This window comes from Pedobacter psychrophilus (genome assembly GCF_001652725.1).
Taxonomy (GTDB): domain Bacteria; phylum Bacteroidota; class Bacteroidia; order Sphingobacteriales; family Sphingobacteriaceae; genus Pseudopedobacter; species Pseudopedobacter psychrophilus.
On sequence record NZ_LWHJ01000011.1, the window covers coordinates 842,787 to 862,188 of the forward strand.

General features: G+C 31.2%; 11 protein-coding genes and 1 tRNA gene. 5 read left to right on the top strand and 7 right to left on the bottom strand.

Annotated features, from left to right (window positions below):
• Position 1 precedes the first annotated feature (1 nt).
• Positions 2-1,210: an MATE family efflux transporter gene (locus tag A5893_RS04155; protein WP_068821265.1), complete on the top strand. Its 1,209-nt coding sequence runs from the start codon at positions 2-4 to the stop codon at positions 1,208-1,210.
• Here the strand turns inward: A5893_RS04155 and porU2 are convergent.
• Positions 1,203-6,068, bottom strand: coding sequence for a putative type IX secretion system sortase PorU2 (porU2, locus tag A5893_RS04160; protein WP_068821266.1), 4,866 nt, complete (start codon positions 6,066-6,068; stop codon positions 1,203-1,205). The genes A5893_RS04155 and porU2 overlap by 8 nt on opposite strands.
• Positions 6,069-6,156: 88 nt before the next feature.
• Between porU2 and purL the strand changes: the two genes are divergently transcribed.
• Positions 6,157-8,379 (top strand): phosphoribosylformylglycinamidine synthase subunit PurL, encoded by a 2,223-nt coding sequence (gene purL, locus A5893_RS04165; RefSeq protein WP_068821267.1) that lies wholly within the window; start codon positions 6,157-6,159, stop codon positions 8,377-8,379.
• A gap of 73 nt (positions 8,380-8,452) precedes the next feature.
• Here purL and A5893_RS04170 read toward each other — a convergent pair whose 3' ends face one another.
• Complete coding sequence (locus A5893_RS04170; RefSeq protein ID WP_068821268.1) at positions 8,453-8,923, bottom strand: DUF4920 domain-containing protein; 471 nt, start codon at positions 8,921-8,923, stop codon at positions 8,453-8,455.
• Positions 8,924-9,061: 138 nt separating this feature from the next.
• Entirely contained in the window at positions 9,062-10,693 is a 1,632-nt protein-coding gene (locus A5893_RS04175) for an ABC-F family ATP-binding cassette domain-containing protein (RefSeq protein ID WP_068821269.1), read from the bottom strand.
• A 211-nt stretch (positions 10,694-10,904) separates the two neighbouring features.
• Here A5893_RS04175 and A5893_RS04180 point away from each other — a divergent pair, with 211 nt between their 5' ends.
• Positions 10,905-12,746, top strand: coding sequence for a UbiD family decarboxylase (locus tag A5893_RS04180; RefSeq protein ID WP_068821270.1), 1,842 nt, complete (start codon positions 10,905-10,907; stop codon positions 12,744-12,746).
• On the opposite strand, the gene A5893_RS04185 is transcribed toward A5893_RS04180, so the two are convergent.
• On the bottom strand, positions 12,743-13,177 hold the full coding sequence (locus tag A5893_RS04185; protein WP_068821271.1) for a hypothetical protein: 435 nt from the start codon (positions 13,175-13,177) through the stop codon (positions 12,743-12,745). The genes A5893_RS04180 and A5893_RS04185 overlap by 4 nt on opposite strands.
• Before the next feature lie 480 nt (positions 13,178-13,657).
• Between A5893_RS04185 and ychF the strand changes: the two genes are divergently transcribed.
• Together ychF and A5893_RS04195 are read left to right on the top strand one after the other, a co-directional pair.
• Complete coding sequence (gene ychF / locus A5893_RS04190) at positions 13,658-14,758, top strand: redox-regulated ATPase YchF (RefSeq protein ID WP_068821272.1); 1,101 nt, start codon at positions 13,658-13,660, stop codon at positions 14,756-14,758.
• 114 nt (positions 14,759-14,872) lie between these two features.
• Positions 14,873-14,944, top strand: a tRNA-Arg gene (locus A5893_RS04195).
• Positions 14,945-15,045: 101 nt separating this feature from the next.
• On the opposite strand, the gene A5893_RS04200 is transcribed toward A5893_RS04195, so the two are convergent.
• From A5893_RS04200 to A5893_RS04210, 3 genes are all read right to left on the bottom strand, one after another.
• Positions 15,046-15,429 carry a RidA family protein gene (locus A5893_RS04200; RefSeq protein ID WP_068821273.1) on the bottom strand — a complete coding sequence of 128 codons (384 nt, stop codon included), beginning with the start codon at positions 15,427-15,429 and terminating at the stop codon, positions 15,046-15,048.
• Between the two features lie 175 nt (positions 15,430-15,604).
• Complete coding sequence (locus A5893_RS04205) at positions 15,605-16,366, bottom strand: GLPGLI family protein (protein ID WP_068821450.1); 762 nt, start codon at positions 16,364-16,366, stop codon at positions 15,605-15,607.
• Between the two features lie 4 nt (positions 16,367-16,370).
• Complete coding sequence (locus A5893_RS04210; RefSeq protein ID WP_068821274.1) at positions 16,371-19,148, bottom strand: outer membrane beta-barrel family protein; 2,778 nt, start codon at positions 19,146-19,148, stop codon at positions 16,371-16,373.
• Positions 19,149-19,402: the final 254 nt, after the last annotated feature.

Consider the following 19,402-nt stretch of genomic DNA (forward strand, 5'->3'; position numbering starts at 1 on the left):
GATGTTTAAAAAAGTAATATTTTCCTTTCAAGCTAACTTCTTGGTTGCAATTTTAAGCTTAATTACCACATTAATAACAGCTAAATTTTTAGGCTCGTACGGCAAAGGTTATCTAAGCATAATTACTATTTATATTTCAGTTGTTCAATTAATAAACGAAATATTTGGTGTGGGTACTGTTTTATTTCTCTTAAAGAAATATCAAATGAAAGAAATTTTTTTAATCTCCTATTTTTGGTTTTTAATGGTCTCTATAGTTAGCACATTAGTAATCTCTTTTTTTAATTTAATTGAGAAAGACTTACAGGTTGTTTTTTTCTTCAACACCATTTTTATTTCTGTATTTATGCTTAACCTTAGGGTGGTATTAAATAAAATGAACATAAAATGGTATAATTTTCTAATTATTTTACAGCCATTAATATTGCTTTTGTTTCTAATTCAGAAAGGACTTACTTTTTTTACAGTTAAAGACTTTTTGCTATTTCAACTGTTTTCTTATTCGATAATAAGTGTAGTAGCATTAATAGTTCTAAGAAAAGAACTCAAAAAAGATAAACTAAGATATGACAATATAAAGCCTTTGTTTGTAGATTCAATAAGTTTAGGTATTGTAAATCAAACAGCAAATTTCTCTCAAATAATTAATTATAGGGTATCTTATTTTTTTATTGAAAAATTCGTAGGCTTAAAAGCTGTAGGAGTATTTAGTATTGTTTTATCTTTTGCAAATGTAATATGGTTGTTTGCTACTTCAACAGGTACACTTTTAGGAAATGAGATTTCTAAAACAGATAAGTTAAAAAAAAGCAGCGTTGCGCAATTTTTTAAGTATATGAAGATTTCTGTTTTTTTTACTTTATTAACACTAATAATAGTATATATTATCCCTTCTCATGTATATGTGAAATTGTTAAATAAAGATTTTTCTAGTGTGAAGCCATTGTTATTAATGATGGCTCCGGCAATTTTAATGTTTACACTAGCGAAAATTTTAGGTTATTTCTTTAGTAGTTTAGGTAAAATGAAAATTAATCTTTATAGCTCATTAGCGGGTTTAATTCCTTCTGTATTATTGGGCTACATTTTAGTTAAAGAATTTAAAATCTTTGGCGCTGTGATGAGTTGCTCCATATCTTTTATTATATCAAGTATAGTTTTATTGTATTTTTTTTTGAAAGAGAAATATAAGTTTAGAGAAATTATTTAATAATATAAATCTTACCTGTATTTGATTTAAAGTTTTTATCGCCAAATGTTCTTCTCAAATTGAAATTTTCATCAGCATCTGAAATGTCAACTTTATAAAAGTAAACGCCATTTGCCAATCTATCTCCAAACTCATCAGTACAATCCCAAGTAAAATCAGATATATTATTTCCAATTTTTATGTTTCCCAAATCAGATTTGGTAATTGTTTTAACAACTTTTGCACTACTATTATAAATTGTGATTTTTATTTTATCGGGAACTTTTGCTCCGGTTAGTGTAAAAACAAATTTCATAGCGTTTACAACAGGGTTAGGGTAAGGATAAAAGTGTGTAAGCGATGATTCATTAATAATCTCAAAGTCCACTAAATAATCATTGTTGTTCATATTTCCTGATACATCTTTTGCCTTAACTTTTAAGGTGTATAATCCGTCATCTAATAGTTCTGGCTTATATTCAATTAGGGATATGTTTTTTTCTTCAGATGTTGAAGGTTTGAAATTTATGGATTTATCAGAATAACTAATTCTTTTAAAGTTATCATCCTTAGGACGTTTGATATAGATATCAACATTTGCAGTATCGTTTAGTAGCAAGAATTTATTGTCATCAGTATTACTAATTTGAATATTGGGCTTTGGGGAAACAATGTCACCATTAATGATATTTCTGCCATCAAAAAGTACATTGACAAAAGATTGTTTAATATCTTTTTGAACCGCATAATCGTAAGAAATATTATTGTTAAAAGAATAAAGATCTTTGTTAGCTGAGTTTAACTGAATTTTAATGGTGTTACTTCCTGAAAAATTAAGAGTGTTTTCTGCAATTTTTATGTTTCTAGTTATACCAGGTTTTAGGGGTGCTAGAGACGAAAACGGTTTGGTAATAAATTTCTGATTTTGATTAGTAATGGTATAAGTGCCTGAAATAGAATCTGTATCGTAATCAAGTGTATTACTTATACCAATTTCCCATTTTAAACTATCACCTTCTTGAATTTGTTTGTCTTTAAATTGATTAAAAACATCCGTATTAAAACTAAAATCAGATAGAGGCTTACTATCTATTATTAGATGATTTAAATGAGGAAATGAAAACTCAGTTTCATCTGTAACATTTGTTTTGATTTTTAGATAGGGATAATCTTTTGCTAAAATATTACTGATGTCAAATTTATCATTTTTAATATTCTTCATTATAGTTTGTTCAACACCTATGGGTGTAACTCCTATAATATCATATGATATATCATCAAAATTATTTTTAGCATATGATATATCAACATTACGCCATTCTTGCGATGGACCAATAGGTTCGGTTGTAAAACTCCCAGAAGACAAAGGATATAAAAGATCATGTATTATCTGAAAAGTTTGAGATTTTGGAGGAATATTTGAAGTATAATCTGCTGTAAACTCTAATGCACTTCCAGATTGAGTACCCTTAATTCCCCAAAACAAATATGGCTCTCCGTAATTCACTAAATTAAATTTATTTAATCCAAAAGATTGTAAAGCTAGTTTGGCATTAGAAGAAAGTTGATTAATTGTTGCATTTCTACCATTTAAACCTATTACATGATAATTATTAGGTATCTGGTTAATAAACCTAATTAAAGAATCTACCTGAATGGGGTCATTTATATTCCAAAAATATTGACCAGTGTAGCCATTTACCAACATTGGACCATTTGTGGAATTAAAAGGACTTGGATAGCTGAAGAATTTATTAGGTGTTAGTGGGTTCATGGCCACTAAAGTAATACCTTCAAAAAGTGGAGTGCCAAAATCTACTGCTTGAGTAGTTCTAAACCTTTTGGTTGTAGGATTAGGGGCATCATCTCCCATAGTGGTAATTGAGGTTGTGAAATAATTATTTAAAAATTCAAAATTTCCAGTAGTAACTGAATAACTTAACTTAGTGAGTGTTAAATTCTCTAATTGAGATTTATTTGCTATGCTATAACCATCTAAAGTGTTTTTTAAATAAGTAAATGAGGAATTAGTCCAGTTTCCACCTTGGTCAATAGGTAAATTTAATCTTGTTCGCCAATAATATACTTTTCCATCTTTTAGCAGTACAGGGGGACTCCATTGTGGAAAGACACCTGCTGTAATTATAGGTGAATTAGATTTGAAAGGACTATTGAAAGTGCTTAAAGAATCAATTTCAAATAGATATTCTGCATTTTTGGCGAACAAATTATCAGGCTCCGCTTTTAAAACAACAGGAGACCTTGAAATAATTCCTTTATTGATAGGATAAATAGTTTTCACTCCATTTCCAGGTAAAAACAAATCAAGATTTGCAATATTATTAGCAGTGATTGATTCATCTAGACTATTATCAAAGTTCACAGTAACTTTAATCTTATTATTGCCAGCTACATTTAAACCAGTATTATTCAATTTAATGGGAATTGTATCTTTGTTGTAGATTGGTTTAATTTTAAATGCAGGTATATTTAAAACACTATTATCGGGTAAAGTTCTTTCTATTTTTATACTTACGCTATCCTTAATTGATTTTTGTAAATTTTCTATTTTTAGAGAGATATTTAAAGCTGCAGCAGTTGCATTTTGAGAACTTTCTGTAGGGAATAGATATGAGTTTTGAATATTAAAATCTGGTTTTTGTGGCGAATTGAATTTTAGATACGGATCACCAAGATAAATGTATTGTCGAGTGTGAGCTAAGTTTAATTTGTCATTTGCATTTTGAAAAGATTTTAAGCCTTCTTTTATTCCTTTTGCTATAGATTGTCCGTATAATTTGTTAAACCAGTTTTCATGATATTTTGCTGAAGCGCTCATTAAATATGAAGCCACACCTTCGCTAGAAGTTCCAATCCACGCAACTGCACCAACATCTTTTGTTAATATAAAATCCTCACTTAACGCATTTATGGTAGTAAAACATTGGCCTGTACTACATCCGTTTACTAAATAAATTGTAGGCTTTGCTTGGTTTAATTGGTCCACAGCTTTGCCGAAAGCAATTTCAGTACCTGTTGCAGATCCATGTCCTAAATAGGATAATAAAGCAATTCCGTCTCTTGTTTCATTAATTATTTTTTCGGTTTGGTTTTCTGTAATAGGGTCGGTAACGTTTTTATAAATTCTAGATCTTGTTGCTCCAAAGTATTCAAATTTTGAAATCTGATAAAGATTCTCTTGGTAATTTCCAAAACTGGTTACTTCAGATATTGTTTTTCCTCCAGTAGTTTGAAGTATCTTTTTTCTCCATAAATCATTACCTAAAACATTATAAACCTTTAACTTATTTAAATAATTATTAATGTCAGTATTATTTCTTGCAGGTATTCTGCCAGTAGCCAATCCAGGTTCTAAATTACTTCCATTTAATCCAGAAGTTAGCATATTATCACTTCCAGGATATCCAATTGTTGGTACTAAATCTCCAGTCATATTTTCTCTAGAGTTTTCGTAACCCTTACCTAGTAGCAATAAATATTCTGGTTTAACACTACCCTTTTCAATCATATATTTACAATAATTTCTTAATGCAACAGGATGATGAAAGCCATAATAAAATTCATTATAAAGATCATCGGTATAAACGATGGAAGTGGGCATTGAGATAGATTGATTGTAAAGTTGATAGGCCTCGGCACCAGCCTTTAACGAATTATTACTTATGATTAGATAATTTTTTGATGAAGATTGGTTTATATTTTTAAACGTAACGCCATTTAATTGCGCTTTCATCGCATTGTTTTGATCTACTAAATAGTATTCAAGTATTGAATTGGCATCTTTAATTACATAAGAATTGTTTCCAGAGCTTAAAAATCCATTATTACCCTTCTTTTCTAAAATAATTGGGTTTACTAAGTTAGAATTTGAGAAATTTAATAAAGTCGAAGATTTTGAATTTTCTAGTTTAAAACTCAAATTACTTAGCCCTGCTAGGTTAAGATTTCTTGAAAACTTTATCTCTAAATAACCCGGTGCCTGAAAATCAGTAACAGCTCCTAAATCATCAATAGAAGAAAAAGCTATATTAGTGCTATTTGTATTTACTATTAGGGGAATTGTTTTTCTTATTGATTTATAACCTCGATATAATGAGTCAAATAATGTAGTTGAATTGTTAATTAATCTAAAATGATGATTGTTGCCATTACTATTAGTAGAAGCAGCATTGGATCTTCCTGCAATATAAATAGAGACACTAGAAGGATAGTTAGAGGTTATAAAATTAGAGGTATTTAATTGATAATTTAATACCTGGCCTTTAGATATAGATGACCCTAGATAACCTTCACCTTCAATGTATTCTGATAAAGACATGGCATCTAAAATATACTCACCAGGATAATAATTTGAATCGAAGTTTAAACGATCTCTAGCAATTACATAGTTTTCGGGAGTTAAACCAGTACTAGGTAAATTTGAGATTTGGTATCGCAAACCAGTTTTTGTAGGGCTATAAGTTAGAAAGTAAAAATTTTCATTAGTAAAAAGACTTATTTCATCGTTTGGAAGATCGCTTAGGTTTGTATAAAGAATTTTATCCAAAGAGGCATCATTTTTATTTCCATAGAAAAATATTTCATCACGTTGATCAAATTTCCCATCTTGTGACCCTGTGATCATCAATGGAATTTCGATACCTTTATTAAAAATCTGAAACTTATTTGGATCCAAATTTCCTAAGAAAAGATTTTTAGCAATAACATCATCATAAGTGATTTTAAAAAGCCCCTCATTATTAATAGTAATCTTAGCATATTTTTGAGAGAAATCAATCCACTCATTTCCATATTGTTGTGCAAAAGAGTTTAAACAAATTGCTAGAAAGAAAGAAACAATTACTAATCGTTTGAACATGTTTTAGGTAAATATTTAAATTAAATCCTTTTCGGTAACTGAATTGAATTTTTAACTTTGAAAACTATTCAAATATACTTAAGATAAATTGGAAAATACAAAACTCGCCACCCAAAATACCGCAAAAGAATTAGGTTTAAGACCAGAAGAATTTGAAAAGATAATTGAGATTTTAGGAAGAACACCAAATTTTACAGAATTATCAATCTTTTCTGTAATGTGGAGTGAGCATTGCTCCTACAAAAATTCTATAACCTGGCTTAAAAAACTTCCTAAAGATGGTCCACGAATGTTGGCCAAAGCTGGTGAAGAAAATGCAGGTATGGTAGATTTAGGAGATGGTATTGCTTGTGTATTTAAAATAGAATCTCATAATCATCCTTCTGCTTTAGAACCTTATCAAGGTGCTGCGACTGGGGTAGGTGGTATTAATCGTGATATTTTTACTATGGGAGCAAGGCCAATTGCACAATTAAACTCTTTACGTTTTGGAGATATTAATCATCCAAAAACGCAATGGCTGATTAAAGGTGTAGTTAAAGGGATTGGTGATTATGGCAATGCATTCGGAATACCAACGGTTGGTGGTGAAGTCTTTTTTGATGAATGCTATCATGTTAATCCATTGGTAAATGCAATGTCTGCCGGAATTGTTAAAGTGGGCGAAACCGTTTCTGCAACTTCTTATGGAGTGGGAAATCCAGTTTACATTGTTGGTTCTGCTACTGGTAAAGACGGAATCAATGGAGCTTCTTTTGCTTCTAAAGATATTTCTGCCGATTCTGTAAATGATTTACCAGCTGTTCAAGTTGGTGATCCTTTTCAGGAAAAATTATTATTGGAGGCCTCATTAGAAGTTATCCAAACTGGTGCGGTTATCGGGATGCAAGATATGGGTGCTGCTGGAATTATCTGCTCAAATTCTGAAATGAGTGCCAAAGGAGAACATGGAATGCGTATCGATCTAGATAAAGTTCCTACTCGTCAGCAAAATATGTTGCCGTTTGAGATTTTATTATCAGAATCTCAAGAGCGTATGTTGATTGTTGTCGAAAAAGGAAAAGAAGCTTTGGTGGAAGCTGTTTTTGATAAATGGGATCTAAATTGTGCTATTATTGGAGAAGTAACCGATACCAAACGCTTAGAATATTATATGAATGGCGAGTTGGTTGCAGATGTACCTGCAGACGATTTAGTTTTAGGAGGAGGTGCACCAGTTTACGAAAGAGAATATAAAGAACCGGCTTATTTTAAAGAATTTCAAAAATTTAATATTGATGATGTTAAAGAGCCAGCAGATTTAAAAGAAGTTGCACAACATTTAACGTCTCATCCAAATATTGCATCCAAAAGATGGGTAACAAGTCAGTACGATTCTATGGTTGGTACTGCAACTATGACCACCAATAAACCAAGTGATGCTGCGGTTGTTTCTGTAAAAAACAACGATAAAGCTATTGTTTTGACGGTAGATTGTAATTCTCGTTATGTAAATGCTGATCCTGAAAAAGGTTGTGCTATTGCTGTTGCTGAGGCTGCAAGGAATATTACCTGTGCTGGTGGCGAACCTGTAGCTATTACCAATTGTTTAAATTTTGGAAATCCTTATGTTCCTGAAGTTTATTGGCAGTTTGTGGGTGCAATTAAAGGCATGAGTTCGGCTTGTACTAAGTTTGAAACTCCAGTTACTGGTGGTAATGTTTCTTTTTATAACCAGTCTTCAGATGAAGGTCCGGTTTTCCCTACGCCAACTATTGGGATGTTAGGAGTAATGGATGATGTGAATAACATGATGACTTTAGATTTTAAAATTGAAGGGGATTTAATTTATCTAATCGGCGAAAGCCAAAATGATATTGCTTCTTCTCAGTATTTAGCTTCCTATCATAAAATCACAAAGTCTCCAGCTCCATATTTTGATCTGGATAAAGAGTACGAAATGCATCAAGTAATCAAAAAACTAATTTTAAATAAATTAGTCCAATCTGTTCATGATGTAGCTGATGGAGGTTTATATATCACTTTATTAGAATCGGCTATGCCAAATGGATTAGGTTTTGAAATTGAAACTGATAGCGATTTTAGAAAAGATGCTTTTCTTTTCGGCGAGGCACAAGGTAGGGTTGTTGTTTCAGTTTCTACAGAAAATCAAGAAGCTTTTGTAGAATTTATGGCAACTGTGGATACAGATTTCAGTTTATTAGGAACTGTTAATTCTGGTGATTTAATTATAGATGAGGAAAGCTTTGTGAATGTAAAAGATGCTAAATACACCTTCGATAATGTTTTACATGATATTTTAGGAGAGTAATTCTGAAGAATTATTCATAAAAAAGCCTTCAATTTTTAAAAAATTGAAGGCTTTTTTGCTTTTTAAAGAATAACTACAAAACTAAAACTCCTTTAGCTTCATATTTAATCTCATTTTTTGGTTGAGTGATTTTAGCAATTTCTTCTTTTGATTTCCCAGCATCTTCTAAATAATGCTTTTGCTCATCTACGGAAGTGATGACTTTTTTAGAGACACCATCTAAAGCTACTTTTTTACCAATAATATCTTTTGGCATAAAGAAAGCATAATCCTTAAAAGTGACCATTGTTTTTGTACCATCACCGTTATCCAATTTCATCCAACAACCTTTTGCAGTACAAACATCGGTTACAGTACCAGAAATTTTAGTGTTTAAGATTTCAGAATTTCCCATTTTTGTACTTAACTGACTAACCGGAATTAAATTTTTAGCGTTTATTTTCTCACCGTAAGTTATGCCTTTGGCAGCACTCGTTGGTTCTTGTGCGAAAGCAGTAAAAGCCATAAAGCATACTACTGTGAAAGTTTGAAGGAATTTTATCATATTAGTTTGTTAGTTGATTTGATTGTTAGTTTGTTAGGACTAATTTAAGAGATTTAAGTTTTAAATTAAAAAAATCATCGGCTTTAATCTTTATTTAATAATCTTTGCTCTTGATTCTTTTATCTAAAGATCTAAAAATTAAACCAGTTCTCCGTATAACTCGGCTCTTTGTTGTTTTATTGTTTCGCTGCTAATATATTCGTCATAATCCATTAATTTATCTAGAACACCTTTTGGGGTAATTTCAATTACACGGTTTGCAACTGTCTCTGTTAGTTCATGATCACGGGAAGTAAATAGTATCACGCCTTTAAAATCTTTCATCCCATTGTTCAATGCAGTGATTGACTCTAAATCTAAGTGATTGGTTGGCTCATCAAATAATAAAAGGTTTGGAGCTTCAAGCATCATTTTAGAAAACATACAACGCATTTTTTCACCTCCAGATAGTACGCTAGATTTTTTAAAAACCTCTTCGCCAGAGAATAACATTCGGCCTAAAAAGCTTCTAATAAAGGTTTCGTCTTTTTCTGCAACAGAATATTCCCTTAACCAATCTACCAAATTATCATCTTTTCCCTCAAAGTAATCATGATTATCAATTGGTAAGCTAGCTGGAACTACAGTAACACCCCATTTAAATTCACCTTTATAATCAATATCACGTCCAGCTAAAATATCATGTAATGCGCTTGTAGCCAAAGAATTTTGCGACATTAAAGCCACTTTATCGCCTTTGGCAATGGTAAAACTTATGTTTTTAAATAATGTCTCGCCATTAGAAACCTTAGTTAAATTTTCTACCTGTAAAACTTGGTCACCAATATCCCTAGACATTTGGTTAAACATAATTGCAGGATATTTTCTGCTTGATGCTTTTATTTCATCTACATTGATTTTATCTAAAGCCTTTTTACGAGAAGTTGCCTGCTTAGATTTTGAAGCATTTGCAGAAAAACGGCGGATAAATTCTTGTAATTCCTTAATTTTATCTTCCGCCTTTTTATTCTGGTCAGAACGTTGTCTTAAAGCCAATTGTGAAGATTCATACCAGAAACTGTAGTTGCCAGAATAAATATTCATTTTGCTAAAATCAATATCAACTATGTGCGTACAAACCGTATCCAAAAAGTGTCTATCGTGAGAAACAACTAAAACTATATTTTGATAATCTGCCAAAAAATTCTCTAACCAACCAATCGTTTCAATATCCAAATCGTTGGTAGGCTCATCTAAAATTAAAATATCAGGGTTACCAAACAACGCTTGAGCCAGTAAAGCCCTCACTTTTTCGTTACCATCTAATTCTTTAATTAATTTATAATGTTTGTCTTCAGAAATCCCAAGGTTACTTAATAAAGTTGCAGCATCATTTTCGGCATTCCAGCCGTCCATTTCAGCAAAAATATTTTCTAATTCACCAGCTCTAATCCCATCAGCTTCAGAAAAATCTTCTTTCATGTAGATAGCATCTTTTTCTTTCATGATGCTATATAATTCTTTCCAGCCCATCATTACCGTTTCTAAAACCGTGTTATCATCAAATGCATAATGATTTTGGTTTAAAACAGCCATACGCTCGCCAGGGGTAAAACTAACATTACCGCCAGTTGGATCCATCTCACCAGCTAAAATTTTCATAAACGTAGATTTCCCTGCGCCATTTGCTCCGATAACTCCGTAGCAATTCCCTTGTGTAAATTTGAGGTTAACGTCCTCAAACAATGTACGTTTTCCAAAACGTAATGATAAATTTGAAACTGTAATCATAATTGCTGCAAAGGTAAGGTTTATAGCTCAAAATAAATATTGATTGATTGTAAAACAGATGGATAAAAAGATATCTTTTTTATTAAATATTATCATTCATTTGATTTGTTTTTCTGTTTATAAAAAAGATTAATTGCAATTTGCATCAGATATATATTGTGAAAATTAAATTAAATCAAACAATTTTGATTTTCAATTATTTCTTTGATCAATGGGCTATAAAAGTTTAAGAGATTGCGTTAACGACCTGGAAAAACATGGTCATTTAATTAGGATTAAAGAAGAAGTTGATCCTTATTTAGAGATGTCATCCATTCATTTGCGGGTCTATGAAAATAAAGGACCAGCACTTTACTTCGAAAATATTAAGGGTAGTAAATTCCCTGCTGTTTCTAATTTATTTGGAACGTTAGAACGAAGTAAATTTATGTTTAGGGATAGCCTAGATAAAATAAAAACCCTCGTTGAGCTTAAAAATGATCCAATAAAAGCCATTAAAAATCCATTAAAATATGCTTCTGTTTCCATGACTGCTTTATCGGCTTTGCCAATGAAAGTGGGTAGGAGCGGAGCAGAAATTAGTTTTGGTAAATGTAAGATTAGCGATATTCCACAAATTGTGAATTGGCCAATGGATGGAGGTCCGTTTGTAACTATGCCACAGGTTTATACGGAAGATATTGACAATAAAGGAATTATGAATGCTAATTTAGGGATGTATCGCATCCAAATGGCAGGAAACGATTATATTTTAAATGAAGAAATTGGCTTACATTATCAATTACACAGAGGAATTGGGGTTCATCAAACCAAAGCCAATGCTAAAAACCAAGCTTTAAAAGTCAGTATTTTTTTAGGTGGACCACCTGCACATCCTTTGGCAGCGGTGATGCCATTACCAGAAGGTTTGTCTGAAATGACTTTTGCAGGAGCTTTAGGAAATAGAAGGTTTAGGTATTTTTATGATGATGAAGGTTTTTGCATTTCTGCGGATGCCGATTTTGTGATTACAGGAACGGTTGAACCCATGGCAAATAAACCAGAAGGACCTTTTGGCGATCATTTAGGGTATTACAGTTTAAAACATCCATTTCCTCTATTAAAAGTCCACAACGTTTATCATAAAAAAGACCCTATTTGGAGCTTTACAGTTGTTGGTCGTCCGCCACAAGAAGATACTAGTTTTGGTGAATTGATTCATGATATTACAGGAGCCGCAATTCCGAAAGAAATTCCAGGATTACATGCAGTAAATGCTGTTGATGCGGCTGGTGTTCATCCTTTATTATTTGCAATTGGCAGCGAAAGATATACACCTTATTTAAAAGGAAGGAAACCACAGGAAATCATCACCATTGCCAATCATATTTTAGGGAAAAGTCAGCTCAGTTTGGCAAAATACCTTTTTATATGTGCGAAAGAAGATAACCCTGATTTGGATATTAACAATATTTATGAGTTTATGCAGCATATTTTGCAGCGTATAGATTTAAAACGTGATTTACATTTTCATACTAAAACCACCATTGATACTTTAGATTATAGTGGAACTGATATAAATTCGGGTTCTAAAGTGGCAATTACCGTCGCCGGAGATGTAGTGAGGGATTTGATTAAAGGTTTTCCTCAAAAAATAGCTTTACCAAATATAGTTACACAATTTAAAATGGTAATGCCAGGAATTTTGGCTTTAACACTCCCAAAATACATCGATGAAAATCAAACAAACAAAGAAATTTCTATAATTAATGAGGCTTTAAAAGCCGAGGATTTGCAAGGTTTACCGTTAATTATAATTTGTGATGATGCCGAGTTTACCGCTGCAAACATGAATAATTTTGTTTGGGTTACTTTCACCAGAAGCAATCCATCTCATGATATTTATGGAATCAACAATTTTACGGAGCATAAACATTGGGGTTGTAATGGACCTTTAATTATCGATGCAAGGATAAAACCTCATCATGCACCACCGTTAATTATGGATGCTAAGGTGGAAGAAAATATCAGTAAACTATGGCAAATAGGTGGTTCGATGTTTGGGGTTGGTTAAGGGTATATTGATGGTAATATAACATAAAGTATAAGCCCAAAAACCAAAATACATATCATGACAAAAGCAATTGTTTTAAATAACTTTTTGAGATAATAATTGGAATTAATCAAATCGTCTTCATTTGAACTTAGTAATGCTATTTTTAAACTTTTTTTGTAAGCATTTAATTGAATGAGAATTGAATAAATTAATACAGCTAATCCCAAAGGGGGATATTTAGACTTTGAAATTTCACTTTTTATTCCTAAATATTCGATAGTTTCTACTTTGAAAATCAAGTTTTCAATATATCCCAGAGCAAGAATAACACATATTGTAAATCCTATCCAAAAAATCACATTAAGCCATTTAATAATCTCTTTATAAAACTGCTGACTAGTTAAATCTATTATTAGACTTCCTTGAGGTGTCGTTTGATTGTTTTCCATTGCTTTTTAGATATTTAGTATAAATAAACTCCAAATTCTTTGTAAAAGCAATAGGTGTTTTTAATTGGAATCAATTTTTCTATTAAACAGTTTTTAATTGTAAGGGATTGCAGCCAATTTCATAATTTAAAAGGTTTTTTGCCATCTCGCGTCTTGTCGACCAAAGGGAGACATCTCACAAATAGGTTTGGAATTATAAAAGAAATTAAAACTTGCTCGTGTGATGTCTCGTTCCTCTACATGACAAAACTGTTTAAACTTTTTTTAAGTTTGATAAGCGCATTAACGATAGTAGCGGATACCGGCCTGTGTATAAGGCTTGTGAAGTATGAGCGAATAGCGTGTTAAAATGCCCAAAATAATTAAATCGTAAATCTTATCTTTGCGCCCGATTCGCGATATAGACAATGGTCAATAGACTATGGTCTATGGACAACTTTCAATTCAATAAATAATAATCAAATAAAACATATATAAAATATGGCATTGCAGTGTGGGATTGTAGGTTTACCAAACGTAGGAAAATCTACTCTTTTTAATTGTTTATCTAACGCTAAGGCGCAAGCGGCAAACTTTCCTTTTTGTACCATCGAACCTAATATTGGAGTGATTACTGTTCCAGATGATCGTTTAACAAAATTATCTGAATTGGTAAAACCCCAAAAAGTAGTACCAAACAATATTGAGATTGTAGATATTGCCGGATTGGTTAAAGGAGCGTCTAAAGGTGAAGGATTAGGAAATCAGTTTTTAGGAAATATTAGGGCAACCAATGCGATTATTCATGTTTTAAGATGTTTTGAAGATGATAATGTGATTCACGTAGATGGTTCTGTTGATCCAATTAGGGATAAAGAAATTATCGATACAGAACTACAATTGAAAGATTTGGACACTGTTTCAAAACGCATCCAAAAGGTAGAGAAAATGGCAAAGACTGGTGGAGATAAAGATGCTAAAAGAACTTTTGAAGTTTTATCTGTCGTTAAAACTCATTTAGAACAAGGAAAATCTGCTCGTACTGCACCAATTTCTGCTGATGATTTAGAGTTTATTGAAGATTTAAGTTTATTGACCGTTAAGCCAGTTCTTTACGTTTGTAATGTAGATGAACAATCAGTAAACACAGGTAATAAATATGTAGATTTAGTTAAAGTAGCGGTAAAAGATGAAGATGCTGAAGTATTAATTATCTCCGCAAAAATCGAATCTGAAATTGCTGAATTAGAAGATTACGAAGAAAGAGCGATGTTTTTAGATGATTTAGGTTTGAAAGAATCTGGAGTTGCTAAATTGATTAGGGCGGCTTATCGTTTATTAGATCTTTATACTTATTTCACTGCTGGCGTACAAGAAGTTAGGGCTTGGACAATTACCAAAGGTTTTACTGCACCACAAGCAGCAGGTGTAATTCATTCTGATTTTGAAAAGGGATTTATCAGGGCAGAAGTAATAAAGTACAATGATTTTGTAACCCTAGGTTCTGAAAATGCTTGTAAAGATGCTGGTAAATTAGGTGTAGAAGGAAAAACCTATGTAGTGGAAGATGGCGACATCATGCACTTTAGGTTTAACGTTTAAGTTAATAAATGGATTGAAGGATTGAATGTTTAATTGACGGAATGTTTGAAATTGATTATTTGATTTTTAGAACTTTTCACTTTCAAATTCTCATTTTACAAATTAAAAAATATTGCATCCGTAGTTCAATGGATAGAATGTAAGATTCCGGTTCTTACGATATAGGTTCGATTCCTATCGGGTGCACTTTTAAGATGTTAAGTATCAAGTAAAAAGTATCGAGTATCAAATAAAAAAGCCGATTGAATTTCAATCGGCTTTTTTTTTAGTAATGATTTGAAAATACATTACAAAATAGCTGTCATTTCCATTTCAATCAACATATCTTGGTCTATTAATTTGTTAACTTCTACAATGGTAGTTACTGGTTTTATATCCTTAAAAAACAAACCATGTGCTCTCGCCGCTTGTTCCCAAAGACTAATATCAGTGATAAACATTCTAGTACGGACTACATTTTCTAAAGATGCACCTGCATCAATTAAAACTTGTTGTAATTTTTCTAAAATGCCTTTAGTTTGGCCAAAAAGGGTCGTTAGATTATTTCCATCAGCATCTTTTGTAGCAGTTGTACCTGCAATTTCAATAGTATTACCAATTTTTACCGCTCTGCAGTAGCCAATAATTTCTTCCCATTCGCTGCCTGTAGTATAATTTTTTCTTTCGCTCATTTTGTTTTATTTATTTGGCAAAGTAATGTTTTAAAAGTGTTCAAAAAGTATTTCGGTTAACATTTTGATGCGTTAATTATACCAGCGACATCCTTTTTTTGCTCTTGCCAATTCGCAAGTCACAAAAAAAGATACGTCCGCCAGCTAGTGGATGTGTTAAAACGCCCTCATTAATTTATAATAAAAATCCTTTTAAACTATTTTTAAAATAGTCGTTAGCACTTAAAATTTTTGCTTTTAGTCCTTTTAAATCTATTATTTTTCCTTTTGTTGGAGGTGCTAAATCTTTTTCTGAAACTGGCAATTCACTCACTTTTGTAGCAAACCAAGTAACATGTTCGTAGGGTAGTGCAATGCCTAAAATCATTCCAGGCAAACTTGTAAAAGACTCCGGACCTCCAGAAACTGGAATTTGATCGGTATAAAATGCGACAACATATACAGAATCCATAATCAATGCATTTGCTCTTCTGCAATTATAACCAGCAATATTTCTTACTTCTGAAGTAATTTTCCAATCTATCTTTCGTAGAGAATCTTTTACCAAAAAATCTTCTTCAAAAACCTTTTTTAAAGTTGTAAATTTTTGGGTTTTAAAATCTGAAGCAACTTGATTAATTTGAATAACTCCTGCTGTGTAATAACCCCCTTTTGCATTATCATTATCTTCTTTGTTTGGTACAAATAAGGATTGATTAGCATTAAAATAAAGCTTGGATTTGAACTTGTTAAATTGAGGTTGATTAGCGATATACCTCTCATAAAATTCTTTTTGCCAAATATTGTCGTCGCCTGCTTTAGGTTTTAAAATGGCAAACATGTTAGCAGATTTCTCAAATTCTATAACTCCATTATTTGTAAAATGAGCAAACTGTGCTTCAGAAGTATTTATGTTGATGAAGAAAGCTATAATGATAAAGTAAAATATATTTTTCATGTTATTATTTTTTAGATCCAAATTTTGAAAAATCCCAGGATAAAGTGGTTAAGAAATATCTTTGGATATTATTAAATGTAGTTTGTGAGATATAATTTCCATTTGCACTTCTATCAAAACCAATATTTTGGTTTAAGAGATCATTCCCGGAAATTTCAAATTTTAAATTATCGTTTTTAAGAAAGGTTTTATAGATGGAGGAGTTAACAATAAATTTATCAAAGTTATTGTTAAAAGCAACGGTTTTTTGTTGATACTCATAATTTCCATTTATCTGAATAGTTACTTTTTTAGGTAATTTGTAAGAAAAGCTAAAATAAGAATTGAATATAAATCCATTTGCATTTTGTGAAGCTTGTAATGAGGATTTATTGATGTTATAACCAGGCTGCGCACTGAAAGAAAAACTTAATTTATCCTCATAACTACCTATTCTAAAATCAGGACTAAAAGAATAGCTTTTGTTAACGTTTAACTGATCATTTATAATATTGTAGTAAGTATTACCATTAGTGTTGAATCCGGTATTCCAATATGTTTTAGATTTTCCAACTTTACCTCCTAAAGACCCACCAAAATAGAAATTATTTGTATTTCCGTCTTTCAAATTAGTATATGTAGAAATACTTGCTCCTTGTTGGTTTGTGGTAACATCGTTTATAATATCATTATTGGTAAAACTGTAAGAACCATAAAAATAGATATTTCTACTAGTCAGCACTTTATAAGAGTTATAATTAACATTAAAGCGATGTGTAAAAGCCAAATCTAAATTTCTATTACCAACAGTAATATATAAAGGATTACTATTGTTTAAAACAGGTTGCAATTGGTTTACATTAGGTTGTTTGGTGTTTCCGTTGTAGTTTAAACTGAATGTTTTTTGCTGAGTAAAACTATATTTATAAGCTACTGAGGGCACAAAATTTGTAAAATTACGCTCAAAAACATCGTTAAGGGCTAAGTTATTTTGCTTAAGGTTAGAGAGGGCAACTTTAGTCCCGATGGTAAGATTAGTTTTCTCTTTTTTATAACCAAAAGATAGACCTCCTTGGTTTGTGGTTACATCATATTTTAAATTATTAGAAAAAATTGGGTCGAGGTTAACATATTCTCCTGCACTGTTTGCGTTAAAAGAATTTAGTTTAGAACGTACATTATTAATCGCAAAATCATAATTTGTAGAAACCGAAAAATATTTGGTAAACTTTTCTGTATAAGTTAAACTGGCTTTATAAGATTCGCCTTCCTGGTTATTTAATTTGTTTTGATTGATAACATCAATGCTATCCAACTGATTAGTTTCATCGTAAAAATTATTTGTTGACTTTAAAATCCCATCAGAATTATTTTTGAAGTAAGATTGGTTAAATCTAAAAGTTAAAGTACGGCCAACTTTCTTAAATTTTTTGCCATAAAATAAAGACGAGTTGATGTTATTATTTGAATTATTTTCATCAAAAGTTCTTGTCCCATCATTTATTTTTTGATTGTTGGTATCATTAAAACCTAAGCTGGTAGTATTTTCAGAGTTATTGTTTTTCTTGTAAGTATCCCCAAAAGTAAGTTTAATGTTAGAGGTGGTATCTAACTTGATCTCATAATTTAGATTAACTTTTTGTTGATTTAAAAGGTTATCAAAATTACGGTTGTTAGAATTTGTTAAAGTAGAAGTAGGTAAGTTATTTTGATTTAAAGCGTTTCTAAATCCTAAATTGTTTAAACGCCCATACCTGTAGTCCAAATTGATACTTTGCTTATCTTCATTCCATTTATTTTCTAAATGCACACCACTATTAATTATTTTAGGAATTCCTTCACCATAATAATTTTCATTAGAAAAAGCATCCCCACCACCAAAATAGTAACTTATACTTCCATCATCAGAGATATCTATATTATCACTACCCACGCCAGCTTTTTGTGCAGTTCTAAAATCTAAACCTGTCCGGGTTGTATTCCCAATGGTATTATAAAAAGAGATTTTCTTTTTATTGTTAAAGAAATTAAGCAAACCTTGTGAGGTGTAATAACCATCATTACCAATGCCTGCATCAACTTTACCAAATAGTCCTTTCTTTTTATCTTCTTTTAATTTGAGGTTAATCGTCTTGTTTTTTACACCATCATCAATACCCGTAAATTTTGCGTTATCGCTTTTATCATCATATAGTTGTACTTTATCAACCATATCAGAACGTAGATTTTTTGTAACAAGGGTAGGGTCGTCTCCAAAAAATTCTTCACCATCTACCAAAACCTTGCTTATGGTTTCTCCTTGAGCAGTAATTTTTCCGTCTTTATCAATCTGTATTCCAGGGAGTTGCTTTAATAAATCCTCTACTTTTGCATTTGGTTCAACCTTAAAACTACCAGCGTTAAACTCAGTAGTATCACCTTTAACCCGCATAGCAACCGCCTCTCCTTTAAATATCACTTCTTGCAATAACCTTGATTTTAGCAATAAATTTTTGTTCTTAAAATCTTTGGTTTCATCAGGTTTTAAATTGAAATTCTCGATGTAATCTGCATAATCAGGATAGGTAATTAATAATAAATAATCGCCGCTTTTTAAGTTTTCAATGGTAAATTTTCCTTCTGTATTTGCTCTGGTAAATTTAACCAAAACAGAATCTTTTGCCTGTAAAACACTGATCGACGCATTATTGAGCATGATGTTATCTGTACTATCTCTCACCACGCCTAAAATTTTAGCGTTTTGGGCTTTGGTAAATAAGAATGAGGAAATAATAAGGATAAGGGTAAGTAAATGTTTTTTCATGTAGGTTAGTTGTTTAACTAAATATTTAGGTAAAGATGTCTAATTAATTTTAATCTCAAAATTAAATTAGAATATTTAACATCTTATAACAGAATTTAACATTTTAAGAACGCTAACAATCGATTTTTGTTAATTTTTCCAGAGATTTTCATTCTATTTATTTCCTTTCTTCATTAAATACCTAAAAAACCAATCTATATTTTTGTAATAAATCTATAGCAAATCCATATTTAAATTGATGTTTCTTATATTAG

Coding starts and splice junctions, on each gene's coding strand:
- porU2 (WP_068821266.1), bottom strand. CDS start 6,068: ATGTTCAAACGATTAGTAATTGTTTCTTTCTTTCTAGCAATTTGTTTA.
- A5893_RS04180 (WP_068821270.1), top strand. CDS start 10,905: ATGGGCTATAAAAGTTTAAGAGATTGCGTTAACGACCTGGAAAAACAT.
- A5893_RS04155 (WP_068821265.1), top strand. CDS start 2: ATGTTTAAAAAAGTAATATTTTCCTTTCAAGCTAACTTCTTGGTTGCA.
- A5893_RS04185 (WP_068821271.1), bottom strand. CDS start 13,177: ATGGAAAACAATCAAACGACACCTCAAGGAAGTCTAATAATAGATTTA.
- A5893_RS04175 (WP_068821269.1), bottom strand. CDS start 10,693: ATGATTACAGTTTCAAATTTATCATTACGTTTTGGAAAACGTACATTG.
- A5893_RS04205 (WP_068821450.1), bottom strand. CDS start 16,366: ATGAAAAATATATTTTACTTTATCATTATAGCTTTCTTCATCAACATA.
- A5893_RS04170 (WP_068821268.1), bottom strand. CDS start 8,923: ATGATAAAATTCCTTCAAACTTTCACAGTAGTATGCTTTATGGCTTTT.
- A5893_RS04210 (WP_068821274.1), bottom strand. CDS start 19,148: ATGAAAAAACATTTACTTACCCTTATCCTTATTATTTCCTCATTCTTA.
- ychF (WP_068821272.1), top strand. CDS start 13,658: ATGGCATTGCAGTGTGGGATTGTAGGTTTACCAAACGTAGGAAAATCT.
- A5893_RS04200 (WP_068821273.1), bottom strand. CDS start 15,429: ATGAGCGAAAGAAAAAATTATACTACAGGCAGCGAATGGGAAGAAATT.